This is a genomic window from Acidisphaera sp. S103, from assembly GCF_009765975.1.
In the GTDB taxonomy this organism is placed as follows: domain Bacteria; phylum Pseudomonadota; class Alphaproteobacteria; order Acetobacterales; family Acetobacteraceae; genus Rhodopila.
The window spans coordinates 54,067-75,387 of record NZ_LMUJ01000060.1 but is presented as its reverse complement, the minus strand read 5'-3'; the positions used below and the strand labels follow the sequence as shown (position 1 = coordinate 75,387).

The window sequence follows — 21,321 nt, the reverse complement described above, 5'->3', positions numbered from 1 at the left end:
GTGGGCCAGCTCTGGAACTCCCTGCTCAACACGCTGGGGCCTTACAGGCGGATGGTTCCCGGTGGCGACATCGGGCTGGCCCTGTGCGTGCTGTTCCAGCTTTCGATCCTGATCATGCCCATTCCGACGTTCCTGTTGGACATGGCGCTTGCCCTGTCGTTCATCGCATCGATCCTGATCCTGCTGATCTCGCTGTCGCTGGAACGGCCGCTCGATTTCTCCAGCCTGCCGACATTGCTGCTGCTCACGACGATCCTCCGCCTGTCCCTCAACGTCGCCACCGCTCGGCTGATCTTGTCGCATGGCAGCGACGGCCCCTATGCGGCCGGTCACGTCGTGGCGGCATTCGGCGGCTTCCTGATGGGTGGCGACCTGGTGGTCGGCGCCATCATCTTCTCCATGCTGCTGATGGTGAACTTCGTCGTTATCACCAAGGGATCGAGCCGCATCGCCGAAGTCGCCGCGCGCTTCTACCTGGATGCCATGCCGGGCAAGCAGATGGCGATCGATGCCGATCTGTCGTCGGGGATCATCGACGAACCGACCGCCCGCAAGCGCCGCGGCGAACTGTCCGAGGAAGCCGGTTTCTACGGTGCGATGGACGGTGCCAGCAAGTTCGTGCGCGGCGACGCGATCTCTGCGCTGGTCATCACGCTGATCAACATTTTCGGCGGGCTGGCGATGGGTCTTGTCCGCGCGCATATGTCGGTCGAGAGCGCGCTTGCGACTTATAGCACCCTGACGATCGGCGACGGTCTGGTTTCGCAGATCCCCGCTCTACTGGTGTCCACCGCCGCCGGTATCGTGGTGTCCAAGGGTGCGATCGAGGGCAAGATGCATGGCAAACTGGCCATGCAACTGGGATCGCACGTCAATCCGCTGATGATCGCCGCCGCCGCCTCGGGGGTCCTGGCGCTGCTTCCGGGTCTGCCGACCATGCCGTTCCTCGCAGTCTCCGTGCTGGCTGGTGCCGCGGCCTGGCACCGTTTCAACACACGCAATGTCGCGCTGGCCGCGGCGGTGCCGATCGTTCAACCGCCCGATACCAGCGTAACCGGAATATCCGTGCTGGATGTCGTGCGGGTCGAGTTGGGTTACGGCCTGCTGGAGCTGGCCAGCGGAATGGGGCATCAGATTCCGGAACAGATCAAGCGGTTGCGCCGGGCGCTCGCGACCGATCTGGGATTCGTGCTGCCCTCGGTGCGTATTCAGGACAATGTAGAGCTCGAACCGTACAACTACGTCTTCGCGCTGAAGGAAATTTCCGCCGGGAACGGGGAACTTCGCCCGCTGATGATGCTGGCGATCAGCCCGGGGGAGCAGGCGGCGGAACTGCCCGGCGAACGGACGGTGGAGCCGACATTCGGTCTGCCGGCCTGTTGGATCGCGCCGGCGCTGGCGGACCAGGCGCGTTCGGCGAACTGGACCGTGGTCGATCCGGCCACGGTGCTGACAACCCATCTGGCCGAGGTGGTGAAGGAGAACATCGCCGAATTCTTGTCCTACACCGAGACCCAGAAGATCCTGTCCGGCCTGCCGCAGGAGCAGCAGAAGCTGGTCGCCGACCTGATCCCGTCCACCATTACGGTCGGCGGATTGCAGCGCGTGCTGCAGATGCTGCTGGCCGAACGGATTTCGATCCGCGACATGCCCACGATCCTCGAGGCGGTCCAGGAGGCGTGCGCCGGCAATCTGAAATCCGTCAGCTCGATCGTTGCCCATGTGCGGACACGGCTGTCCAGGCAGATCAGCGACAGCCTGATCGGACTGGCCGGGTATGTGCCGGTGGTGGTTCTGTCGCCGGAATGGGAGGATACGCTGGCCGGCTCCATGGTCGGACCGCCGGACGATCGCCAATTGGCGCTGGGGCCGGAAAAGCTGCGCGAATTCCTCGACCGGATCAGGGTAGTCGTCGACGGCGCCGTCAACGCTGGCGAAAAGCCGGTGCTGTTGACCAGCATGCAGGTCCGGTATCACGTGCATTCCATCGTGGACCGTATCCGGATCAATGTGCCGGTTGTGGCACAGGCGGAGATCCATCGGCGAGCGCGGGTTAAGGTTGTGGGGACGATTTGAGTTTTGTGCGTGTGGACGGAAGAATTTTTAACCCCGGATGAACGCAGATAAATTCAATGGTATTTCGGAAATTATCATTGGTCGGGCGTTTGTTGTTTCGAATACGTTGGGTTCGGGCTTTCTGGAGAAAGTATATGAAAATGCGTTGGTCCGTGAATTGTATGAAGCTGGGCTTTTAGAGCATGATCGCGCTGGGCGGAACGTCCAGAGCGCGTGAATCATGCGATCAAACAAAACGCTCTAGTGAAACAGCAGTATGAAATCGGAGTGTATTATCGGAACGCGATCTTCGGCGTCTATACTCCCGATCTATTGGTGGAAAATGGCGTTTTGGTCGAACTGAAGGCCATGAGGGCATTGGACACAGTCCATGAGGCCCAATGCATGAATTATTTGAAAGCAACCCACTTATCACTGTGCCTACTATTGAATTTTGGCCGTCCACGTGTGGAAATCAAACGATTGGTAAATGGCTTATAATCAGACACCGCTTATCTGCGTTCATCTGCGGTTCCAAATTGCAGTCGGAACGACCACACGACGACGCTGAATGTCCGCCCCTCAGTTCAGCATGGACTTCAAAATATCCAGTTGCACCCGAACGCCATTGGCAACCCGCCCCTCCGGCACCAGCACGAGAAACCGCTGATAGCAATCCCTGGCCGCCGCCACTTGTTCCAGTTTCTGGTTCATCGCGCCGGCCTGCCGCCAAAGCTCCGCCTGATCGGGGGCGATCAGCAGCATGTCCTCCATGCACCGCAGTCCGCCGCGCAGGTCACCCGCGTCCAACCGCCGGGTCATGATGTTGTTCTGCAAGCGCAGCAGCACCCGCCGCGTGCTCATCGGTTGCAGCAATCCGGGCCGCAACTCGGCGTCTTCCCCTTCCACGCGTTTCAACAACGCCCGCAGTTCGCGCGCCGTCATCACCTGGCCGCCGTTGAAGACGTCAACGACCACCTGGGTCTTGCGTCCCTCCAAAGCCACCAGGAAATGCGCCGGAAAATCCACGCCGTGGCTCTCCCAGCCGGCCGCCTTGGCCGCGTGCAGCCAGATCACGCCCAACGCCACCGGCAGCCCGCGCCGCCGTTCGGTGACCCGGATCAGGTTGGCGTTAGCCGGGTCGTCATATGTTTCCATATCACCCGCATAGCCGAACGCCCCCGCCAGCAACGCCGCCAACGCCGCGGCCCTGGCCGGCAGATCCTCCTTCTCCATCGCAACAGCCTGTTTTACTGCCGCCTGTGCCAAATCGGACAAATGACGCGCCGCCGCCTGCCAGTCGGCGTCCGGCGCGTCCACACGGGCGAGTTGCAGGGCGGCGTTACCGATATCGATCTCGGCATCCGCCAATTGACCGATCGCCGACAATGCCGCCCTGGCGTCCGTCATCGTTCGCGCGCTACTCCGCCGCGGCCTGCGGCAGGTAGATTTCCTTGCCGGCCTCGGCGAATTCCGCGCTTTTTGCTTCCATCCCGGCCATCCGTTCGGCGTCCACCCGCAGATCCTGCGAGATCTTCATGGAACAGAATTTTGGACCGCACATGGAACAGAAATGCGCCACCTTGTGCGCTTCCTTCGGCAGCGTCTCGTCATGGAAAGACCGAGCGGTATCGGGATCCAGGGCCAGGTTGAACTGATCCTCCCACCGGAACTCGAACCTGGCACGACTGACCGCATCATCCCGCAACTTCGCCGCCGGATGCCCCTTCGCCAGGTCGGCCGCATGCGCCGCGATCCGGTACGTAATGACGCCCGTCTTCACATCATCCCGGTTCGGAAGCCCCAGATGCTCCTTCGGCGTCACATAGCAAAGCATCGCCGTCCCGAACCACCCGATCATCGCCGCCCCAATAGCGGACGTAATATGATCGTAGCCCGGCGCGATATCGGTCGTCAGCGGCCCAAGCGTATAGAACGGAGCCTCGCCGCACTCCTTCAACTGCTTGTCCATGTTGACCTTGATCTTGTGCATCGGCACATGACCGGGCCCTTCGATCATCACCTGGCAGCCCTTGTCCCACGCCACCTTGGTCAACTCACCCAGCGTCTCCAACTCGCCGAACTGCGCCGCGTCGTTGGCATCCGCGTTCGACCCCGGCCGCAGCCCGTCGCCCAACGAGAACGACACGTCATACTTCCGCATGATGTCGCAGATCTCGTCGAACCGCTCATACAGGAACGATTCCTTGTGCCTGGACAGGCACCACTTCGCCATGATCGAACCGCCACGCGACACGATCCCGGTCACCCGCTTCGCCGTCAGCGGCACATATTGCAGCCGTACGCCGGCGTGGATGGTGAAGTAATCGACGCCCTGTTCGGCCTGCTCGATCAGTGTGTCCTTGAACACTTCCCAATCCAGCTTGGTCGGGTCGCCGTCGACCTTCTCCAGCGCCTGATAGATCGGCACCGTGCCGATCGGCACCGCCGAGTTCCGCATGATCCAGCTACGGATGTTGTGGATATTGCGCCCGGTGGACAGGTCCATCACCGTGTCGCCGCCCCAGCGGGTCGCCCAAACCAGCTTCTCGACCTCTTCCGCCACACCCGACGTCACCGCCGAGTTGCCGATATTGGCGTTGATCTTCACCAGGAAGTTGCGGCCGATAATAACCGGCTCCAGCTCCGGATGATTGATGTTCGCCGGAATGATCGCCCGCCCCCGAGCGATCTCGCTGCGCACGAATTCCGGCGTGATGAACGCCGGGATTTCCGCGCCGAAGCTTTCGCCGTCGGCCACGCGCTCCTCGGCGCCCGGGATCATCTTGGTGCGGCCCATGTTCTCGCGATGGGCGACGTAGATCATCTCCTCGGTGATGATGCCGGCGCGCGCGAATTCATACTGCGTAACCATCTGCCCCGGCTTGGCGCCATAGATCGGTAGTTCGGCCGGGCACAGCGGCACCAGCTTGTCGCCACTGATGTTGCCGTTGTCCTCCGGCCGCACCGCGCGCGGGGTGATCCGGTCGAACCCGCGCTTGGCAATCCAGTCGCGGCGGATCGGCGGCAGGCCGGCTTCCAGGTCGATGGTCACCGACGGGTCGGTGTAGACGCCGGAGCAGTCATACGCCCAGTACGGCTCTTCCTTCGCGCTGGGGTCCAGCACGATTTCCCGGAACGGCACGCGGATATCGGGCCGGCCCTCGGGGCTGGTGTAGATTTTGCGAGACCCGATGATCGGACCGGTGGTCACCGAACTCGGGCGGGTGGTGGACTTCGACTGGACCGTCATGGACCTCTCCTTAAGCGTCACAGGCGGGCGTCTGCCGACGGTGGAATCAGGGTCCTGTGGCACCGACCCGTCCCTCCGCCGGCATGACCCGGATCAGGTTCAAGGGTCATCGCACCCCCGGTTGCACCGGCTTGCCGCGATATCTCAGCCCCGCTGGTGGGGCACCCCTGGGTAATAGGCAAGGATGCGGCGGGTTGGGGCGTGTGTCAAATGCACCCTCACGGTTCGGGTAGCGGCACCGCGGTCGCGCCGAACGGGCCAGGATCCTTGCCCTTCAGCGCCGGGTCATTGCGATATGCGAATTTCGCCTCCAACGCCCAGGCCGTCCCACCCACGATGGTTACCGCGGTCGGGGTGAATTTGAAGCCGTCCCTGATCGTCCGGATCTTCGCAGCATCGCCGGCAACGTCCACGATATCGATCTTGCCCGCGCGATTCTCGGCGAGAATGATGTGCCCGTCCCGCATCGCCCGCATGCCGTCGGGGCCATCGATCGGCTGCGAAAGGGCCAATTGAGTGGCAGCGCCGGCTGTCCCGTCAGGCTTCATGTCAACCCGGACCAACTGATTCGCCCGCACGTTGTTGAACAGGATCGCCCCGGAGGACAGCAGTGCGATACCATCGATACCGACCCATTTCGGGTCCCCCGCCCATACCGCCAGCGCGGTGCTGCCGGGCTTCAGTGCCAGGATGCGCCCGCCCTTTGTGTCCGTCACGTAGGTCGTGCCGTCGCGCGCCACCGCGATATCGTTGCAGAGCCCACCGCCCGGGAATGGATAATCGCCCTTCGCCGTCGCCGTTTTCAGATCGAACGCCTTCAATTCGGCCGAGGTGCTCGTCGGGTCGATATCATTTGTACACACCCACAATGTGTTCGTGTCTTCGTTGGCGAAGACCCCCAGGACGCGGCCAAGATGATTGGGTCCGGCAGCGATCCAGGGCATTGCCTTCGCGGCGCCAGGGGCGACCTGATAAATCGTCCCATGATCCAGGCTGCCGATAATGATCGTGCCGTCAGCCGTCGAGGTCAGGCTCTCCGGAAACACCCGCGTATCGTCGATGACGATCTGGGTTCGCTGTGCATGCGCCGCAAAGCTGGCGACCATGAAAATCGGTATTGCAACGCGACAGATACGGTTCAGTAGCCTGGCATGTCCCTGCATGGATGCGTCCTCCAAAGGCAGCCTGATCGACCTCTCTCTTTGAATCGCATGCTAGCACGTGATACGACGAATCGGAAAACACCGAGTCCACAACATAACCATACAACAATGAAACCGCTGGCAAAACTTGCGTGCCGACCGCTATGGGCGGAATACTGACGCTGAAAATATCGAGGAAAATTCCATGACCGATCTACCAAAGCGGGAACTCGGGCGCACCGGCCTGCAAGTCACCATGCTGGGCTACGGCGCGATGGAACTGCGTGGCGCCCCCCGAGCCCGCGACACCACCGAGGAACAGGCCGAGACCATCCTCAACGCCGTGCTCGACGCCGGCATCAACTACATCGACACCTCCATCGACTACGGTGTCAGTGAGGAGCGGATCGGCCGCTACATCTCCCACCGCCGCTCCGAATACTACCTCGCCAGCAAATGCGGTTGCCTGGTCGGCGCTCCCGCCATTCGCGGCCAAACCAGCCCGCATGTGTTCACCCGAGACAACATCCTGACCGGCGTCGAACAAAGCCTGGTGCGGATGAAGACCGACTATCTGGACCTCGTCCAGTTCCATATCTCCCCATCGAAACAAACTTTGGAGGAAAACGGCGCCCTCGACGCCGTGATGGAGCTGAAAGCAGCCGGCAAAGTGCGGTTCATCGGCATGTCCGGCACCCTGCCTCATCTGCACGACCACATCGCCATGGGCGTGTTCGACGTCTTCCAAATCCCCTATTCGGCGATGGAACGCGAGCACGAGGCGATCATCGCTACCGCCGCCAAGGCCGGATCCGGTATCGTCATCCGCGGCGGCGCCGCAAAGGGCGCACCAACCGAGGGCAAACAGGCCGGTCTGCAATGGCAACGCTGGCAGGCAGCCAAGCTGGACGATCTGCTGGGCGACATGACTCCCATGGAGTTCATCCTGCGCTTCACCTTCACCAACCCCGACCTGGACACCACCATCGTCGGCACGGTGAACCCGGCGCACCTGCAAGCCAACGTGGAGATTCTGAAACAAGGTCCCCTGCCGCCGGACCTCTACACCGAGGCTAAACGCCGCCTGGCCGCCGCCGGTTCGGCGCCTCAAGCGACATAGGGAGGTTTGGAGCGGGTGGAGGGAATCGAACCCTCGTAGCCAGCTTGGAAGGCTGGGACTCTACCATTGAGCTACACCCGCGGCGCGCGGGAACTTAACGGCACCACCGCCGATGTGCAATCACCCGGATCACGCTGGCGCCACCCTGATTTCCACCAGCGCCTGGGTCCGGGTCGTCGTCACATGAGCGATCGCCGCCGCCAGCACCCCCGGCAAATCCGCCGCCACGTCCACCGACGCCGTCCACGCCCTGCTTGCCGCCGCCACCTTGGTAAAATCAGGCGTCGGCTCCAGCGAGACCAGCGGCATCTGATTGACCCGGGACGCATACCCATCAGGGTACGTCCCCAGCACCGACATCCGCACCGCCCCCCATTCCCGGTTGTTCAGCACCAGCAGCAGCACCGGCAGTCCCAACGCCTCGGCGATCTGATGGCATGCCACCGGGTTGGCGAACATGTAGGACCCATCGCCCACCGTCGCGATCACCAGCCGCTCCGGCTGCGCCAGTTGCATCCCCAGTGCACACGGCACCGACCAGCCCAACCCCCCGGAATGCGGCTCCTGATACCAACTCCCCGCCGTCCGCAACGTCAGCGGCTCCAACGGACAACCCAACTCGGACAGCACGGTCGCGTCCAGCCCCTCGATCGCCCGCGACAGGCACAAACTGACCCAGGCCTTGGTCATCAGTTCACCCTCGCTGCCCTTCTCGGCGCCAGCCCGAACCGCCGCCCGAATACCATCCGCCTTGTCAGCCACCGCGGCCCGTCGCACCGCACGAACATCGGACCGACCCGCCAGATGCGGCTGCATCGCCCGCGCCAGCCCCAGGATGATGTCCGCCGTCTCCCCCGCCAGTGACACATCCGCCTGAAAATGCCGCACCGGAAACCGGCTGTACAACGGATCAGGCCCCGCCTGAATCACCTTGCACCCCGGCGCCAACTTGTGAACCGCCGGAGACCACGGCGCCAAACAATCCAGCACCAAAACGACATCCGCCTCGGACAGCCACGGCTCCGGGTTAGTCCCCACCGCCATTGGATGATCCGTCGCGATCGCCAACTGGATCGCCCAGTACTGCACCACCGGAATGCCCCAGTCATCCGCCAGCGCCGCAAGTTCGGAAAACCCCTCAACCGTCCCCGCCCCCCGCTGCGCCACGATCACCGGCCGTTCGGCTCCCGCCAGCAGCGCCGCCGCCTGCTCCAGCGCCGCGGCCGTCGGCCCAACCACCACCGGTGCGATACGGCTAGGTTCGTCCAGCCCGGCGGCAGGGCAGGGGCCACACAGCACCTCCCGCGGCAGGCTGACATAAACCGGCCCCGGCGGCGTCGAGCACGCCACTGCATACGCCCGGTCCACCACGTCCGGCACCTGTTCGGGGAACCGCAATTCGTAGTCCCACTTCACCGCCTCGCGCACCAGCGCCGTCTGGTCGCGCATCTCCTGCCCCCAGCCGATCGGCACGGTCCGAGCCCCCAGCCGCCCTTGTTCCAACGTCGGCGTCCGGCCGGAGAACAGCAGCACCGGCACATGCTCTGTCGCCATGTTGATGGCCCCGATCGCGCAGTTCGCCAGCCCCACATTGGTATGCGCCATCACCACCTGAGGCCGTCCCGTCGCCAGGTAATACCCATGCGCCATCCCCATCGCCGCATGCTCATGCGGAATGACAATCGCCCGAGGCAGCGGGATATCCTTGGCCGCAGCCTCCGCCAGCCCCTCGATGATCGGCGGAAAATCCGTGCCCGAGTTGGCAAAGATGTAATCCACGCCGACCACCTTCAAACGAGCCAGCAAGGCCCCGCCAGCCGTGATGGTTCCAGACATGTCTGCCTCCCTTCGCCGCTGTGGCGACGCTACCGCCGATAGCGTTAATTCGGCGACAAATCACCCCCTCAGGCCGTATGGAACAAACCGAATCGGGGAACGACATGGATATCGTCATCATCGGCTCGGGTGCGATGGTTGGATTGTTCGGCGGACTGCTGGCCGAAAGCGGGCAGGTAGTGCGATTGATCGACGTGCCCGGCCCGCATCTGAGCGCCCTGATCCAGCACGGCCTGCGTCTGCAAACCGATAGCGGCGATCGCACCATCGGCGTCCGTGCCGGTCCGGCCGACAGCTTCGCCGGTCCCTGCGATCTCGCCATCGTATTCACCAAGGGGCCCCACACCGAGGCAGCCGTGTGTGCGGCGTCGCACCTGATCGGGCCGGCAACCTGGGTTCTCACCGTCCAGAACGGCCTCGGCAACGAAGCCGCCATCCGAGCCGCTGTGCCGCACGCCCGCGTAGCGACCGGTATGACAAGCTGGCCCGCCGACCTCGCCGGCCCCGGCCACGTCGTCTCCCACGGCCACGGAACCGTCCGCATCTGGTCGTCCGAACCGCAACCCGACGCCGCCATGCACCAGATCGCCGCCGTCCTGACTACGGCCGGCCTGGATTGCACCGCCGATCCCCAGGTGGAGGTCGCGGTCTGGGAAAAAGTCGCCTTCAACGCCGGAATGAACTCCGTCGCCGCCGTCACGCGGCTGCCGGTCGGGCCGATCGCCGATCATCCCGCCGGGCGTGCCCTGGTGTCCGCCATCGTCACCGAGACTTTGGCCGTCGCTACGGCGCGCGGATTGGCGGTGGATGCGGACCGCGTGTGGCGGACGCTGGAGATGGCGTTCGCGGACCATCGTAGCCATCAGCCGTCGATGCTGCAGGACGTGCTGGCTGGGCGGCAGACCGAGATCGAAAATATCAACGGCGCCATCGTCGCCTACGCAACGGAGCTCGGCATCGACACGCCGGTCACCAAAAGCATGCGCGACCTGGTTCGCCTGATCGCCCACGCCCACGCCAACGCCGCGAAGCTGGGCTGAACGCAATCACCCGGCGCCGGACAGAAAGTAAGAAAGCAAGGGCCTAACGCAGATAAAAAGAAGATGGACACGAAGCACGCAGATGCGATGGGTCACAGGTCGCTGCCCACGCATTTGATGCCCAGTTGTGGCTAGCCAAGTAACGCACAGCCAATGACACGCCCCGCTCTTCATCTGCGTGTTCGGCGTGCATCGGATTTCTTATCTGCGTTAGGTGCTTCCTTTGCGATGCCACCAGGAAATCGTTGCCGAAAACCTAACAGGCACTGATCCAAACCGGAACGAAAACCCACCCCGCTACTTCATCCCGGTAATAGACGTCACCATCGCCCGAGGATCACGCACCGGCCAACGCCCGGCATCGACCTGAACGATGAAATCCCCCACCAGCCGATTGAACTGATCCGGATCCTCCAGGTTGATCGTGTGCCCACAATTCGGCATCACCGACAGCGCCGCCGTCGGGATCGTCTGCTTCATCAGCAGCGCCGGTTGCAGGCACGGCCAGTCCTCATCCCCCGTCAGGATCAGCACCGGCACCGTCAGCGCCTTCATCTGCTCCACCAGGTCGTACAACGACGGCCGCTCCCCCTGCACCCCGAGCTGCGTATTTCGCGCCCCCACCGCCGAGTGCTCCGCCAACTGCTGCTTGAACTCCTCAAACCCCCGAGGGTCCTTGTTCTCGAACTGCACCCGCGTCGGTCCATAGGCATACTTGGCCGCAAACGCCTCGATCCCATTCTCGTCCAGGAACACCGCCACCGCCGCGACCTCCGACTTGAACTTGTCCCGCTGCCCCTTCTCCGCGCCATACCCGCAACCGGCAACGCACAGCGACAACGCCCGCGCCGCGTGACGGAACCCGAAATGCAGCGTCGCGAACCCGCCCATCGACAGCCCGACCACATGCGCCTTGGCGATCCCCAAATGATCCAGCACCGCCGCGATATCGTCCGCCGCCCGAGCCTGCGAATAAGCCGTGACATCCGCCGGCACATCCGACGGCGGATACCCCCGAGCCGCATAAGTGATCGCCCGATACCGCTGCCCGAAATGCCGCATCTGCGTTTCCCACGCTCGGTGATCGCCGGCGAATTCATGCACGAAGATCACCGGCACGCCGGAGCCGGACTCTTCATAGTGCAGGCGAACTCCGTCATCGGTGGTGGCGAACGGCATCACGTATCTCCTGGATTGGCACCCCTATTCTAACCTCATCACGAGACCCTGACCAACAACTCCAGCCCGCAAAAAATACCGACCGCTCGCCGTACCGAGTCGGGCCGCTGATCGCGATCGGATGATATCGGGTTCGCGAGTCATGCTTTCCATGTCGTTCTGGTAGAGACAAAGCAATCAAACGCACACAGAGTTGCACGGAGTTTGCACAGAGTTTCACAGAGAAAAGTTTATTGCGCTGCGCGCGTGGCGTTGGGGCAGGTGCGCCGGATCAGTGGCGCGAAGCGCCTAATCTTCTTCTCGGTGAAACTCTGTGCAAACTCCGTGCAACTCTGTGTGCGCTTGATTACTTTGCCAAAACACAGACCAAACGTAAACCGTCCGGCACAGCCGCCACCTTACTCAAGCTCTCAACACCACAGGCCCATACACCTCCCGCGCCGCCACCGCATCGATCCGTCCCTCCGCCAGATCCCGCGCCACCGCCGCCCGATCCCGATCCCCAGGCACCCCAAACCCACCCGACCCACCCGTAACGACCTCGATCAGATCGCCTCGCCGCAGCATCCCCGACCCACGATCCAACGGCACCGACGCCGAGATCGACGCCAACCCGCCGGCCAACCCGCCCTCCAACCCCCAAGGCGCCGACAAAATCCGAGCCCCATCGACCCGCACATGGCAATCATGATCGGCGCGATACACCCGCCGTATCGCCATCCCCCCGCGATACTGACCCGCACCTCCTGACCCATCCACCAACTCATACCGCATCAGCGTCAGCGGATATTCCACCTCCAGCGCCTCCACCGGCAGGTTGGAGGTGTTGGTCATATGCACATGCACCCCATCCAGCCCGTCCTTGTTGAACCGAGCCCCCGACCCGCCGCCAATCGTTTCCAGATAAACCCAAAGCGCATTGTCCGCCGGCTGATGACCCGCGAACGTAATGGAAAAACACGCCCCGTTCGACGCCGCCGTCACCTGCCGAGGCACCGCCGGCGCTAACGCCCCAAAAATCAGGTCAACCACCCGCTGGCACAACGACAACCGCCCATTCACCGCCGCCGGATGAACGCAATTGACGATCGTCCCCTCGGGAGCCGTCACGCTCAACGCCCGAGCCAACCCCGCATTCGGCAAAATCGAAGGGTCGACAATCGCTTTCACCGCGTAATAAACCGTCGACAGCAGCGCCGTCATCGTCATGTTCAACCCAGCTCGCACCTGCGGCGGCGCATCGAAATGAAGGTGCATCGAATCCCCATCCACGGTGATCGCGCACGCCAAATCCAGCTCCCCCACCACCTCCGGACAATCATACCGATCGCGGAACCGGTAAACCCCGTCCGGCAGCGCCGCGATCCCCGCCCGCATCTTCCGCTCGGCATAATCCTGCAACGCCGAACCGGCCTGCAGTACCGTGTCCCGCCCATACTTCGCACACAGCCCCTGCAACCGCTGCACCCCCAGCCGGTTCGCCGCCATCTGCGCCCGAAAATCCGAAATCCGCTCCCGAGGCACCTGGCAGTTCAGCAAGATCAGCGCCTGCACGTCCTCTTGCAGCACCCCCGCGCGATACAGCCGTATCGGTGGAATCCGCAGCCCCTCCTGATAAATATGCGCATGCCCGCGATCGGCGAAATCCGCGTGATGCGCCAGGTTCACCGCCCAGGCGATCATCGCCCCGTCCACGAACACCGGCTCCGCCAGCACGATGTCCGGCAGATGCGTCCCGCCGCCCTCATACGCATCGTTGCCGCAGAACACGTCCCCCGGCCGCATGTCCGCCACCGGGTGTCGCTTCATGATATGCGAGATCAGATCGAGGAAACTGCCTAGGTGCATCGGAATATGCTCTGCCTGGCACAGCGTCCGCCCCTCCAGGTCGAACAGCGCCGTCGAGCAATCCCGCCGCTCCTTGATATTCGTCGAATACGACGCTCGGATCAGCGCCTCACCCATCTCCTCGACGATCGACGACAGCGCGCTGCCGATCACCTCCACCGTGATCGGATCGATCGAGCCATCATCACGCGAAGTCATCCAGCAAATCCTCATAAATCTAGCCAGCCACGGAATACCCATCCTAAGCTGCACGCCGCGCACAGACCAAGGTCCAGCATGTCGCCCCCTGTCGAACCGGTCGCATCCGATCCGACGCTGCCCAAGCGAACCGACGTGGTGATCGTCGGCGGCGGCATCATCGGCGTCACCACCGCCCTGTTCCTGGCCGAAAAGGGCATCGCCGTCGCCCTGTGCGAGAAAGGCCGCATCGCCGGCGAGCAATCATCCCGCAACTGGGGCTGGTGCCGCACCATGGGCCGAGACCCGTCGGAAATTCCCCTGGCAATGGAAAGCCTGAGGCTGTGGCGCGACATGAACCGCCGCACCAACCGAGAAACCGGCTTCCGCCAGTCCGGCATCATGTACCTGCTGCAAAACGAATCCGAAATCGCCGCCCAGACCGCCTGGTCCGACCAGGCCCGCCAATACCAGGTCGATGCCCGCCTGCTGCGCGGCCCCGCCCTGGACCGCGCCATGCCCGGCGCCACCAACGGCTTCATCGCCGGCCTCCACACCCCAACCGACGGCAAGGCCGAACCGGCGCTTGCCGCCCCCGCCATCGCCGAAGCCGCCCGCGACCAGGGCGCCGAGATCTTCACCAACACCGCCGTCCGTGGCATCGACATCACCGCCGGCCGCGTCTCCGGCGTGGTCACCGAACGCGGCCGCATCGCCTGCCAGTCCGTCGTCCTGGCCGGCGGCGCCTGGTCCCGCCTGTTCGCCGGCAACGCCGGCCTCGACCTGCCGCAACTCAAAGTCCTGGGCTCGGTCTTTCGCACCAAACCCCTGAGCGGGCCCGAAATCTCCGCCGGCGGCTCCGTCTTCGCCTTCCGCAAGCGCATGGACGGCGGCTATTCCATCGCCCGCCGCAACGCCAACACCGCCGAGATCACCCCCGACCATTTCCGCCTGATCACGGATTTCATCCCCCGCCTGATCCACAGCCGCAAGGAAATCCGCCTGCGCATCGGTGGCCGCTTCTGGGAAGAACTCCGCACCGCCCGAAGCTGGACCCTGGACCAGCCCACCCCGTTCGAGGCCGTCCGCGTCCTCGATCCCAAACCCAAACAAACCATCCTCGCCGAGGCCCGCACTGTCCTCTCAAAAGCCTTCCCCGCCTTCGCCAACATGCAGGTCGAGGAAAGCTGGGCAGGCTGGATGGATGTCACCCCCGACGCCGTTCCAGTCATCGATCAGGTCGGCCATATCCCCGGTTTCTACATCGCCACCGGCTTCTCCGGTCACGGTTTCGGCATCGGTCCCGGCGCCGGCCGCCTGACAGCCGATCTGGTCGCCGGGGACACCCCCGTGGTCGACCCCACCCCGTTCCGCCTCGCCCGCTTCCGCCGCACGCAGGCCGCCTGACGCATACGCGCCATGCCGCTTCGGCGCGGCAGTGACTCCGCCGGATGCGCTACCGTTCCGGTCCGCCAGGAGCACGCCCACAACCCCCATGAACAGCTCGTCCACCGCATCGCAGCGCGCGATGTTCGTTTTTATCTGCTTTGTCTGGGGCACCACCTGGCTGGCGATGAAGGTCGGTATCGCCACCGTCTCCCCCGGCATTTTCGCCGGTCTGCGCTGGACCATCGCCGGTGCCATCATCCTGGCGTTCCGCCGCGCCCGAGGCCAACGCGTGATGCCGCCGCCCCGCCTGATCCCGCGCCTGATCTTCGTTTCGGTGATCCTGATCACCCTCAACCAGGTGATCCAACTGTACGGGCTCAAATATATCACCGCCGGCCTGGCCGCGGTGATCAGTTCGGCACTGACACCCATCGCCCTGCTGGTCTTCGCCGTCGTCGCGGGCCAGGAGCGCTTCACTGCGCGCCAACTCGGTGCCATCGGCGTCGGTGTGGTCGGCGTGCTGACCCTGTTCGGTCCCGCCGCCATCGCCGGCACGCTGGACGTATGGCAGGTGATCGGCGCCAGTTTGGTCACGATCGGCGTGGTTTGCTACACCGCCGGTTCCGTCATGACCCGCCCGATGATGCGCACGCTGGAGCCGGTGCAACTCGCCGGCCTGACCGACCTGATCGGCGGCGTGGTGCTGCTGGTGTCATCCCTGGCGATCGAGCCCGGGTCCTGGGAATCGATGCACCTCCACTGGGGCTGGCCCGCCTTCCTGGGCTGGCTGTATCTGCTGGTGCCCGGCGCGCTGATGTCCACGACGATGTATTTCCTGCTGGTCCGCGACTGGGGCGCCAGCCGTCCCGGCACCTACGCCTTCATCTCCCCGGTCATCGCCGTCGTCATCGGCTGTTCATTCTTTGGTGAGAACCTCGACTGGGGCGACGCCATCGGCATGATATTGATGCTGGGCGCCGCCGGACTGGCCCTGCGGCCCGCCGGAGCAAGCCGGGTAACGCCGATTTCGACTCCACCCCGTTTGACGCGCGGAACCAGCCTTACAATATAACGGGTTACCACCGGCACGGAGGTGACTCCTTGAGCGGCCTGATCAAACGCAGCTTCTCCCTGGCTGGCCATCGCACCAGCGTTGCCCTGGAGGAGGAATTCTGGGCAGCACTACTGCGCCTGGCGCAGGCACGCGGGCAAAGCCTGTCGGCCCTCGTCGCCGCCACGGACGCCGGCCGCGGTCCGGACCGCCCGCTGGCCTCGGCGCTTAGGGTGATGGCGCTGGAGTCCTTCGCGAAGTAACCGCTGGTTCGGTATTCCGCCAACCACTACGGCCCATACCGAACCGATCCCGCGAGACTCCACCGACCGGCACGCCCAAATCCCGGGCATGGAAAACCATCGCTTCGGCCTCACCATACTCGCGACCAGCATCGGTTTCGTCCTGGTCCAACTTGACGTGTCGATCATCAACGTCGCTCTCGCCAGCATCGGCGCCGGCCTGCACACCGGCACCACCGGCCTGCAATGGGTCGTCGACGCCTACGTCCTGACCTTCGCTGCCCTGCTGCTGTCCACCGCCGCATTGGGAGACCGCATCGGCCCCCGCCGGATGTTCATCGCGGGCCTCGCCACCTTCACCGCCGCATCCGTCCTGTGCGGCCTCGCCCCAACCCCCGCCACCCTGATCGTCGCCCGCATCCTGCAAGGCGCCGGCGCCGCCGCGCTCGTCCCCTGCAGCCTCGCCTTGCTCAGCCGCACCTGCGGCAACGACCTCGCCCTTCGAGCATGGGGCGTCGGCTGGTGGACCGCCGCCGGCAGCGTCGGCCTCGCCGCCGGCCCCCTGCTGGGAGGCCTCATGGTCGACACCATCGGCTGGCGAGGCATCTTCCTCGTCAACCTCCCCATCGGCCTGGCCGGCATCCTCCTGACCCGCCGCGCCGTCACCCCCATCCCGGGCACCGAGACTAAACTCGACTGGCCAGGCCAAATCCTGGCGATTACCTCCCTGCTGCCCCTGACCGCCGCGGTCATCGAGGCCAGCACCTGGTCCTACCTCCTGATCCTCATCGCCACACTCTCCCTGACCGCCTTCATCGCCACCGAACGCCGCCACGCCCACCCGATGCTGCCGCTGGACTTCTTCCGCCAGCGCACCTTCTCCGGCGCCACCGCTGTCGGCTTCCTGCTGAACATGACCCTCTACGGCTGCATCTTCGTCCTGAGCCTCTACTTCCAACAAACCCGCCACTGGTCCGCCGCCGCCAGCGGGATCGCCTTCCTGCCGCTACCCATAACCCTCGGCATCGCCAACATCCTCGCCAACCGCATCGGCACGAAACTCGGCACCCCAGCCGCGATGACCACGGGGCTTCTGCTCGCCGCCATCGGCACCGCCTCCCTGGTCGGCCTCGACGCCACCACGCCCTACGCCTGGATCATCCCCGGCCTGACCCTGATCCCCGCCGGCATCGGCATCACCGTCCCGCTGATGACCGCCGCGCTCCTCGGCAGCGTCCCCCAACCCCAATCCGGAGTCGCATCCGGCGTCCTCAACGCCGTCCGCCAGGCCGGCGGCGCCATCGGCGTCGCCCTGTTCGGCAGCCTCGCCCTGCAACACACATTCGTCCTGGCCGCCACCCTCCTGACCACCGCCGCAGTCATTGCCGCGGCCCTGATCCGCACCGCCAAGCCAGCGCAACAACCGGCAGGCAAACCGACCTGGCCACACCCTATCTCCCGCCCACACAAGGAGATCCCGCCATGCACCAGGTCACCCAACCCGCCATCCTATACTTCGGCACGCCCGTCGTATTGATCAGCACCGTCAACGAAGACGGCACCTTCAACCTCGCCCCCATGTCGTCCGCCTGGTGGCTCGGCCAGCGCTGCGTCCTCGGCCTGGCCGCCGCCTCCAAGACCACCCAGAACCTCATCCGCACCGGCCAGTGCGTCCTCAACCTGCCGTCGTCCGACATGGCCGCCTACGTGGACCGTATCGCCCGCACCACCGGCAGCAATCCCGTTCCCGCCGGCAAACTCGCCCGAGGCTATCGCCACCTCGCCGAAAAGTTCGAGACCGCCGGCCTGACCCCCATCCCCTCGCTCACCGTCAAAGCGCCACGAGCGATGGAATGCCCCGTCCAACTCGAAGCCGAACTGGAGGAAGCCCACCCCGTCGCCGCCAAAGACCCCGTCTGGAAAGGTCGCCAACTCGCCCTGCACGTCAAAATCAACAAAGTCCACGCCGATACCGACATCCTGGCCGACGGCGAGCCCGACCGCATCGACCCCGACAAATGGCGCCCGCTGATCTTCAGCTTCCAGCACTTCTACGGCCTGACCGACGGCAAGGTGCACGGCTCCGAACTGGCGAAAATCCCCGAAGCCGCCTATCGCCCCTGACCGCCGCGCGGCGTTACTCGGCCGCCGCGCGTGTGGCCACCTTCGCGTTCAGCCCACTGAAATCCATGCTCTCGTTCTTCACCAGCAGCAGATAGCTCAACGCCGACACCAGTGCGATGCCACCGCCCAACAATAGCGCCGCTTTGAAACTACCCGTTGTCTGCACGATCACGCCCGTCACCGCCGGCGTGATCGCCCCGCCGATATACGACCCGAAATTCGCCAGGCTCCCTGCCGATGCCGTACAATTCGAAGGCGCAATGGCACTGGCGAGCGCCCAGTAAAGGCCGGAGCATACCGCCCCGGAAACCATCGCGAGGGTCACACAAGTGACAGCCATCGTGTTGCTACTGACTTCCGCCGCGCCGATCGTAAAGACCGCGACGCCGATCATGCCGAAGACCAGGGGCACTTTGCGGCTGTTCACCGGCGAGACACCCCGCCGTACCAGACGATCGGCCAGCAGCCCGCCGCCGGCTGCTCCCAGCACCGCCAAGGCAAATGGTATCGACGCGACATAGCCCGTGGCGCGTATGCTCATATGCCGCTCGATCTCCAGGTATCCGGGCAGCCACGTGCCGTACAGCCAGGTGCAATAGCCAAGCCCGAAGCACCCCCCGATCAGCCCCCAGGTCGAGCGGAACGCAAACAAATGCCGCCATTGTGCGAACGTAATGGGTGCGGTGACTTGCGGAGGATCGCCCTCGGTCAAATAGGCGCGTTCCTCAGGCTCCAACGCCAGCTTGCGCGGTTCACGAAACAAAGCCACCCAGACAACGGCGACCGCCATCCCGGCGCCCCCCATAACGATGAACATCCAGCGCCAGCCAAAACCCAGCATCATCGCGGTCAACAGCGGCGGCGCGATCGCCTGCCCGATAAACGGCGAGGTATTCACCAGGCCGATACCGAACGCCCGCTCCCGCACGTTGAACCAATCCCGCACGACCCGGACACCACTGGTGAACTGAGGCGACTCCCCCATACCCAGGAAAACACGCGCGATCGCGAACTGCCCGATATTGCTGACCGTACCAGCGACAATCTGGGCGCCGGACCAAACCATCAAGCCGATACCCAGCAGCCATCTTGGGCCGACGCGATCCACCAAGGCACCGGCCGGAAGCTGGGAGAATGCGTAAGCCCACAGAAACGCCGATAGCAAAATGCCCATCTGCGCCACATTAAGCCCCAAATCCTCTCGAATAAGAGGGTTCGCAACCGACAAAGTCGCTCGGTCCAGATAGTTGACGATGCCACTGGCGATCAGGATCGACAACGCTGTTCGTTGCGACTTGATAATTCTTCTTGTCGCGAGACTGGATATACTCACATCTCTCTCCCGTATTATCATTGGGAGAAAGCCTGTACCGGCGTCATACGGATGTCCAGCTTTGCTCGGAAGGCTGTTTCCTTCACAACGAAACATTAGATTAAATTTACAATTTACGATATTGCAATAAAATACATGTCGTTCCATATGTAGAAACGATTTCTAGTCCTCAACGCCCCTCACACCCGGACAAGCCGCCCCGCACCGGCCTTGCGAAAATCCTCCGGCCCGCCTATCGCCCCTGACCAAAGCAGAGGGCCGACCCATGATCCGCACACTGAAACCAGGCGCCACCGAAGCCGAGAAGACCGAGGCCGACCGCAAAGTCCGCCAAACCGTGGAATCCATCCTCGAGGACATCGGCGCCAGGGGCGACGCCGCCGTCCGCGACCTCTCGAAAAAATTCGACAACTGGGAACCGCCCGCCTTCCGCCTCCGCCCCGACGAAATCCAGTCCCTGATGAACAGCCTGCCCGACCAGGTCATCACCGACATCAAATTCGCCCAAACCCAGATCCGCCGCTTCGCCCAGGCGCAAAAAGACGCCCTGCGCGACATCGAGGTCGAAACCCTCCCCGGCATCCGCCTCGGCCACAAGAACATCCCGGTCAATAGCGTCGGCTGCTACGTCCCCGGCGGTCGCTACCCGATGGTCGCCTCCGCCCACATGTCCGTGCTGACCGCCAAAGTCGCCGGAGTTCCCCGTGTTGCCGCCTGCACCCCACCGCTGAACGGCGTCCCCCCCGCCGCCACCGTTGCCGCCATGTCCCTGGGCGGCGCCGACGAGATCTACCTGTTGGGCGGCATCCAGGCCGTCGCCGCCATGGGCCTGGGCACTGCAACCATTCCCCAGGTCGACATGTTGGTCGGTCCCGGCAACGCCTTCGTCGCCGAAGCCAAACGCCAGTTGTTCGGCCGCGTCGGCATCGACCTGCTCGCCGGCCCCACCGAGACCCTGATCATCGCCGACGACACCGCCGACGCCGAGATGTGCGCCACCGACCTGCTGGGCCAGGCCGAACACGGCCCCACATCCCCCGCGATCCTGCTGACCACCTCAAAAAAGATCGCCGAAACCATCCAAGCCGAGATCGACCGCCAACTGACCGTCCTGCCCACCGCCGACATCGCCTCTGTCGCCTGGCGCGACTACGGCCAAATCATCCTCTGCGACACCGACGAAGAACTCGTCTCCGAAGCCGACCGCATCGCCTCCGAACACGTCCAGGTCCTGACCGCGAACCCGCGCTGGTTCCTCGACCGCATGACCAACTACGGCGCCCTGTTCCTCGGCAAGGAGACCAACGTCGCGTACGGCGACAAAGTCATCGGCACCAACCACACCCTGCCCACCAAACGCGCCGCCCGCTACACCGGCGGCCTATGGGTCGGCAAATTCCTGAAAACCGTGACCTATCAACAGGTCAGCCCCGAGGCGACAGCGATGATCGGCGAATACTGCTCCCGCCTGTGCGCCATCGAGAACTTCGCCGGCCACAAGGAACAAGCCGACCTACGCGTCCGCCGCTACG

Annotated in this window: 18 protein-coding genes, 1 tRNA gene and 1 riboswitch; of the genes, 11 read left to right on the top strand and 8 right to left on the bottom strand. The window is 64.0% G+C overall.

The features are described from left to right. From flhA to GSQ89_RS40185, 3 genes are read left to right on the top strand one after another with little or no spacing between them, the layout of a single operon-like run. Window positions 1–2,076 (top strand): flagellar biosynthesis protein FlhA, encoded by a 2,076-nt coding sequence (flhA, locus tag GSQ89_RS19240; RefSeq protein ID WP_254073281.1) that lies wholly within the window; start codon window positions 1–3, stop codon window positions 2,074–2,076. A 37-nt stretch (window positions 2,077–2,113) separates the two neighbouring features. Next, window positions 2,114–2,293: a GxxExxY protein gene (locus GSQ89_RS40190; RefSeq protein WP_216856276.1), complete on the top strand. Its 180-nt coding sequence runs from the start codon at window positions 2,114–2,116 to the stop codon at window positions 2,291–2,293. Beyond that, on the top strand, window positions 2,290–2,556 hold the full coding sequence (locus tag GSQ89_RS40185; protein WP_216856275.1) for a GxxExxY protein: 267 nt from the start codon (window positions 2,290–2,292) through the stop codon (window positions 2,554–2,556). Before GSQ89_RS40190 ends, GSQ89_RS40185 begins: the two co-directional genes overlap by 4 nt. A gap of 81 nt (window positions 2,557–2,637) precedes the next feature. Here GSQ89_RS40185 and GSQ89_RS19230 read toward each other — a convergent pair whose 3' ends face one another. The 3 genes from GSQ89_RS19230 to GSQ89_RS19220 all read right to left on the bottom strand — a co-directional run bounded on the left by GSQ89_RS19230 (window position 2,638) and on the right by GSQ89_RS19220 (window position 6,471). After that, complete coding sequence (locus GSQ89_RS19230) at window positions 2,638–3,465, bottom strand: SirB1 family protein (RefSeq protein WP_158928174.1); 828 nt, start codon at window positions 3,463–3,465, stop codon at window positions 2,638–2,640. 10 nt (window positions 3,466–3,475) lie between these two features. Beyond that, on the bottom strand, window positions 3,476–5,308 hold the full coding sequence (gene thiC, locus GSQ89_RS19225; protein ID WP_158928172.1) for a phosphomethylpyrimidine synthase ThiC: 1,833 nt from the start codon (window positions 5,306–5,308) through the stop codon (window positions 3,476–3,478). A 52-nt stretch (window positions 5,309–5,360) separates the two neighbouring features. Further along, window positions 5,361–5,487: riboswitch (TPP riboswitch) on the bottom strand. 39 nt (window positions 5,488–5,526) lie between these two features. Then, window positions 5,527–6,471, bottom strand: a complete 945-nt coding sequence (locus tag GSQ89_RS19220) for an SMP-30/gluconolactonase/LRE family protein (RefSeq protein ID WP_158928170.1) — start codon at window positions 6,469–6,471, stop codon at window positions 5,527–5,529. A 184-nt stretch (window positions 6,472–6,655) separates the two neighbouring features. Between GSQ89_RS19220 and GSQ89_RS19215 the strand changes: the two genes are divergently transcribed. Continuing rightward, window positions 6,656–7,570 carry an aldo/keto reductase gene (locus GSQ89_RS19215; protein WP_158928168.1) on the top strand — a complete coding sequence of 305 codons (915 nt, stop codon included), beginning with the start codon at window positions 6,656–6,658 and terminating at the stop codon, window positions 7,568–7,570. A 7-nt stretch (window positions 7,571–7,577) separates the two neighbouring features. Here the strand turns inward: GSQ89_RS19215 and GSQ89_RS19210 are convergent. Together GSQ89_RS19210 and GSQ89_RS19205 are read right to left on the bottom strand one after the other, a co-directional pair. After that, window positions 7,578–7,651 (bottom strand) — tRNA-Gly (locus GSQ89_RS19210). A 48-nt stretch (window positions 7,652–7,699) separates the two neighbouring features. Next, window positions 7,700–9,406, bottom strand: coding sequence for a thiamine pyrophosphate-requiring protein (locus tag GSQ89_RS19205; RefSeq protein WP_158928166.1), 1,707 nt, complete (start codon window positions 9,404–9,406; stop codon window positions 7,700–7,702). Window positions 9,407–9,510: 104 nt separating this feature from the next. On the opposite strand from GSQ89_RS19205, the gene GSQ89_RS19200 reads away from it, so the two are divergent. After that, on the top strand, window positions 9,511–10,446 hold the full coding sequence (locus GSQ89_RS19200) for a ketopantoate reductase family protein (protein WP_158928164.1): 936 nt from the start codon (window positions 9,511–9,513) through the stop codon (window positions 10,444–10,446). A gap of 297 nt (window positions 10,447–10,743) precedes the next feature. Here the strand turns inward: GSQ89_RS19200 and GSQ89_RS19195 are convergent, their stop codons facing one another. Beyond that, window positions 10,744–11,625 (bottom strand): alpha/beta fold hydrolase, encoded by an 882-nt coding sequence (locus tag GSQ89_RS19195; RefSeq protein ID WP_158928162.1) that lies wholly within the window; start codon window positions 11,623–11,625, stop codon window positions 10,744–10,746. Window positions 11,626–12,027: 402 nt separating this feature from the next. Then, the gene (locus GSQ89_RS19190; protein WP_158928160.1) at window positions 12,028–13,671 is read right to left on the bottom strand and encodes a hydantoinase B/oxoprolinase family protein; all 1,644 of its coding nucleotides are present in this window, start codon (window positions 13,669–13,671) and stop codon (window positions 12,028–12,030) included. Between the two features lie 78 nt (window positions 13,672–13,749). On the opposite strand from GSQ89_RS19190, the gene GSQ89_RS19185 reads away from it, so the two are divergent. The 5 genes from GSQ89_RS19185 to GSQ89_RS19165 all read left to right on the top strand — a co-directional run bounded on the left by GSQ89_RS19185 (window position 13,750) and on the right by GSQ89_RS19165 (window position 18,456). After that, the gene (locus tag GSQ89_RS19185; protein ID WP_158928158.1) at window positions 13,750–15,057 is read left to right on the top strand and encodes an FAD-binding oxidoreductase; all 1,308 of its coding nucleotides are present in this window, start codon (window positions 13,750–13,752) and stop codon (window positions 15,055–15,057) included. A gap of 88 nt (window positions 15,058–15,145) precedes the next feature. Continuing rightward, window positions 15,146–16,111 (top strand): DMT family transporter, encoded by a 966-nt coding sequence (locus GSQ89_RS19180; protein WP_216856274.1) that lies wholly within the window; start codon window positions 15,146–15,148, stop codon window positions 16,109–16,111. Between the two features lie 29 nt (window positions 16,112–16,140). Beyond that, entirely contained in the window at window positions 16,141–16,353 is a 213-nt protein-coding gene (locus GSQ89_RS19175) for a ribbon-helix-helix domain-containing protein (RefSeq protein WP_158928154.1), read from the top strand. 88 nt (window positions 16,354–16,441) lie between these two features. Further along, a complete protein-coding gene (locus GSQ89_RS19170) occupies window positions 16,442–17,869 on the top strand; it encodes an MFS transporter (protein ID WP_158928152.1) in 1,428 nt (475 codons plus the stop codon). Then, window positions 17,815–18,456 carry a flavin reductase family protein gene (locus GSQ89_RS19165; protein ID WP_158928150.1) on the top strand — a complete coding sequence of 214 codons (642 nt, stop codon included), beginning with the start codon at window positions 17,815–17,817 and terminating at the stop codon, window positions 18,454–18,456. The genes GSQ89_RS19170 and GSQ89_RS19165 overlap by 55 nt, the downstream gene beginning before the upstream one ends. A 13-nt stretch (window positions 18,457–18,469) precedes the next feature. Here GSQ89_RS19165 and GSQ89_RS19160 read toward each other — a convergent pair whose 3' ends face one another. Continuing rightward, the gene (locus tag GSQ89_RS19160) at window positions 18,470–19,789 is read right to left on the bottom strand and encodes an MFS transporter (protein WP_216856273.1); all 1,320 of its coding nucleotides are present in this window, start codon (window positions 19,787–19,789) and stop codon (window positions 18,470–18,472) included. Window positions 19,790–20,054: 265 nt separating this feature from the next. Between GSQ89_RS19160 and hisD the strand changes: the two genes are divergently transcribed. Continuing rightward, a partial coding sequence (gene hisD / locus GSQ89_RS19155; RefSeq protein WP_158928146.1) for a histidinol dehydrogenase occupies window positions 20,055–21,321 on the top strand: 1,267 nt, incomplete at its 3' end.

Coding starts and splice junctions, on each gene's coding strand:
- GSQ89_RS40190 (WP_216856276.1), top strand. CDS start 2,114: ATGAACGCAGATAAATTCAATGGTATTTCGGAAATTATCATTGGTCGG.
- GSQ89_RS19230 (WP_158928174.1), bottom strand. CDS start 3,465: ATGACGGACGCCAGGGCGGCATTGTCGGCGATCGGTCAATTGGCGGAT.
- thiC (WP_158928172.1), bottom strand. CDS start 5,308: ATGACGGTCCAGTCGAAGTCCACCACCCGCCCGAGTTCGGTGACCACC.
- GSQ89_RS19220 (WP_158928170.1), bottom strand. CDS start 6,471: ATGCAGGGACATGCCAGGCTACTGAACCGTATCTGTCGCGTTGCAATA.
- GSQ89_RS19215 (WP_158928168.1), top strand. CDS start 6,656: ATGACCGATCTACCAAAGCGGGAACTCGGGCGCACCGGCCTGCAAGTC.
- GSQ89_RS19205 (WP_158928166.1), bottom strand. CDS start 9,406: ATGTCTGGAACCATCACGGCTGGCGGGGCCTTGCTGGCTCGTTTGAAG.
- GSQ89_RS19200 (WP_158928164.1), top strand. CDS start 9,511: ATGGATATCGTCATCATCGGCTCGGGTGCGATGGTTGGATTGTTCGGC.
- GSQ89_RS19195 (WP_158928162.1), bottom strand. CDS start 11,625: ATGCCGTTCGCCACCACCGATGACGGAGTTCGCCTGCACTATGAAGAG.
- GSQ89_RS19190 (WP_158928160.1), bottom strand. CDS start 13,671: ATGACTTCGCGTGATGATGGCTCGATCGATCCGATCACGGTGGAGGTG.
- GSQ89_RS19185 (WP_158928158.1), top strand. CDS start 13,750: ATGTCGCCCCCTGTCGAACCGGTCGCATCCGATCCGACGCTGCCCAAG.
- GSQ89_RS19180 (WP_216856274.1), top strand. CDS start 15,146: ATGAACAGCTCGTCCACCGCATCGCAGCGCGCGATGTTCGTTTTTATC.
- GSQ89_RS19170 (WP_158928152.1), top strand. CDS start 16,442: ATGGAAAACCATCGCTTCGGCCTCACCATACTCGCGACCAGCATCGGT.
- GSQ89_RS19165 (WP_158928150.1), top strand. CDS start 17,815: ATGCACCAGGTCACCCAACCCGCCATCCTATACTTCGGCACGCCCGTC.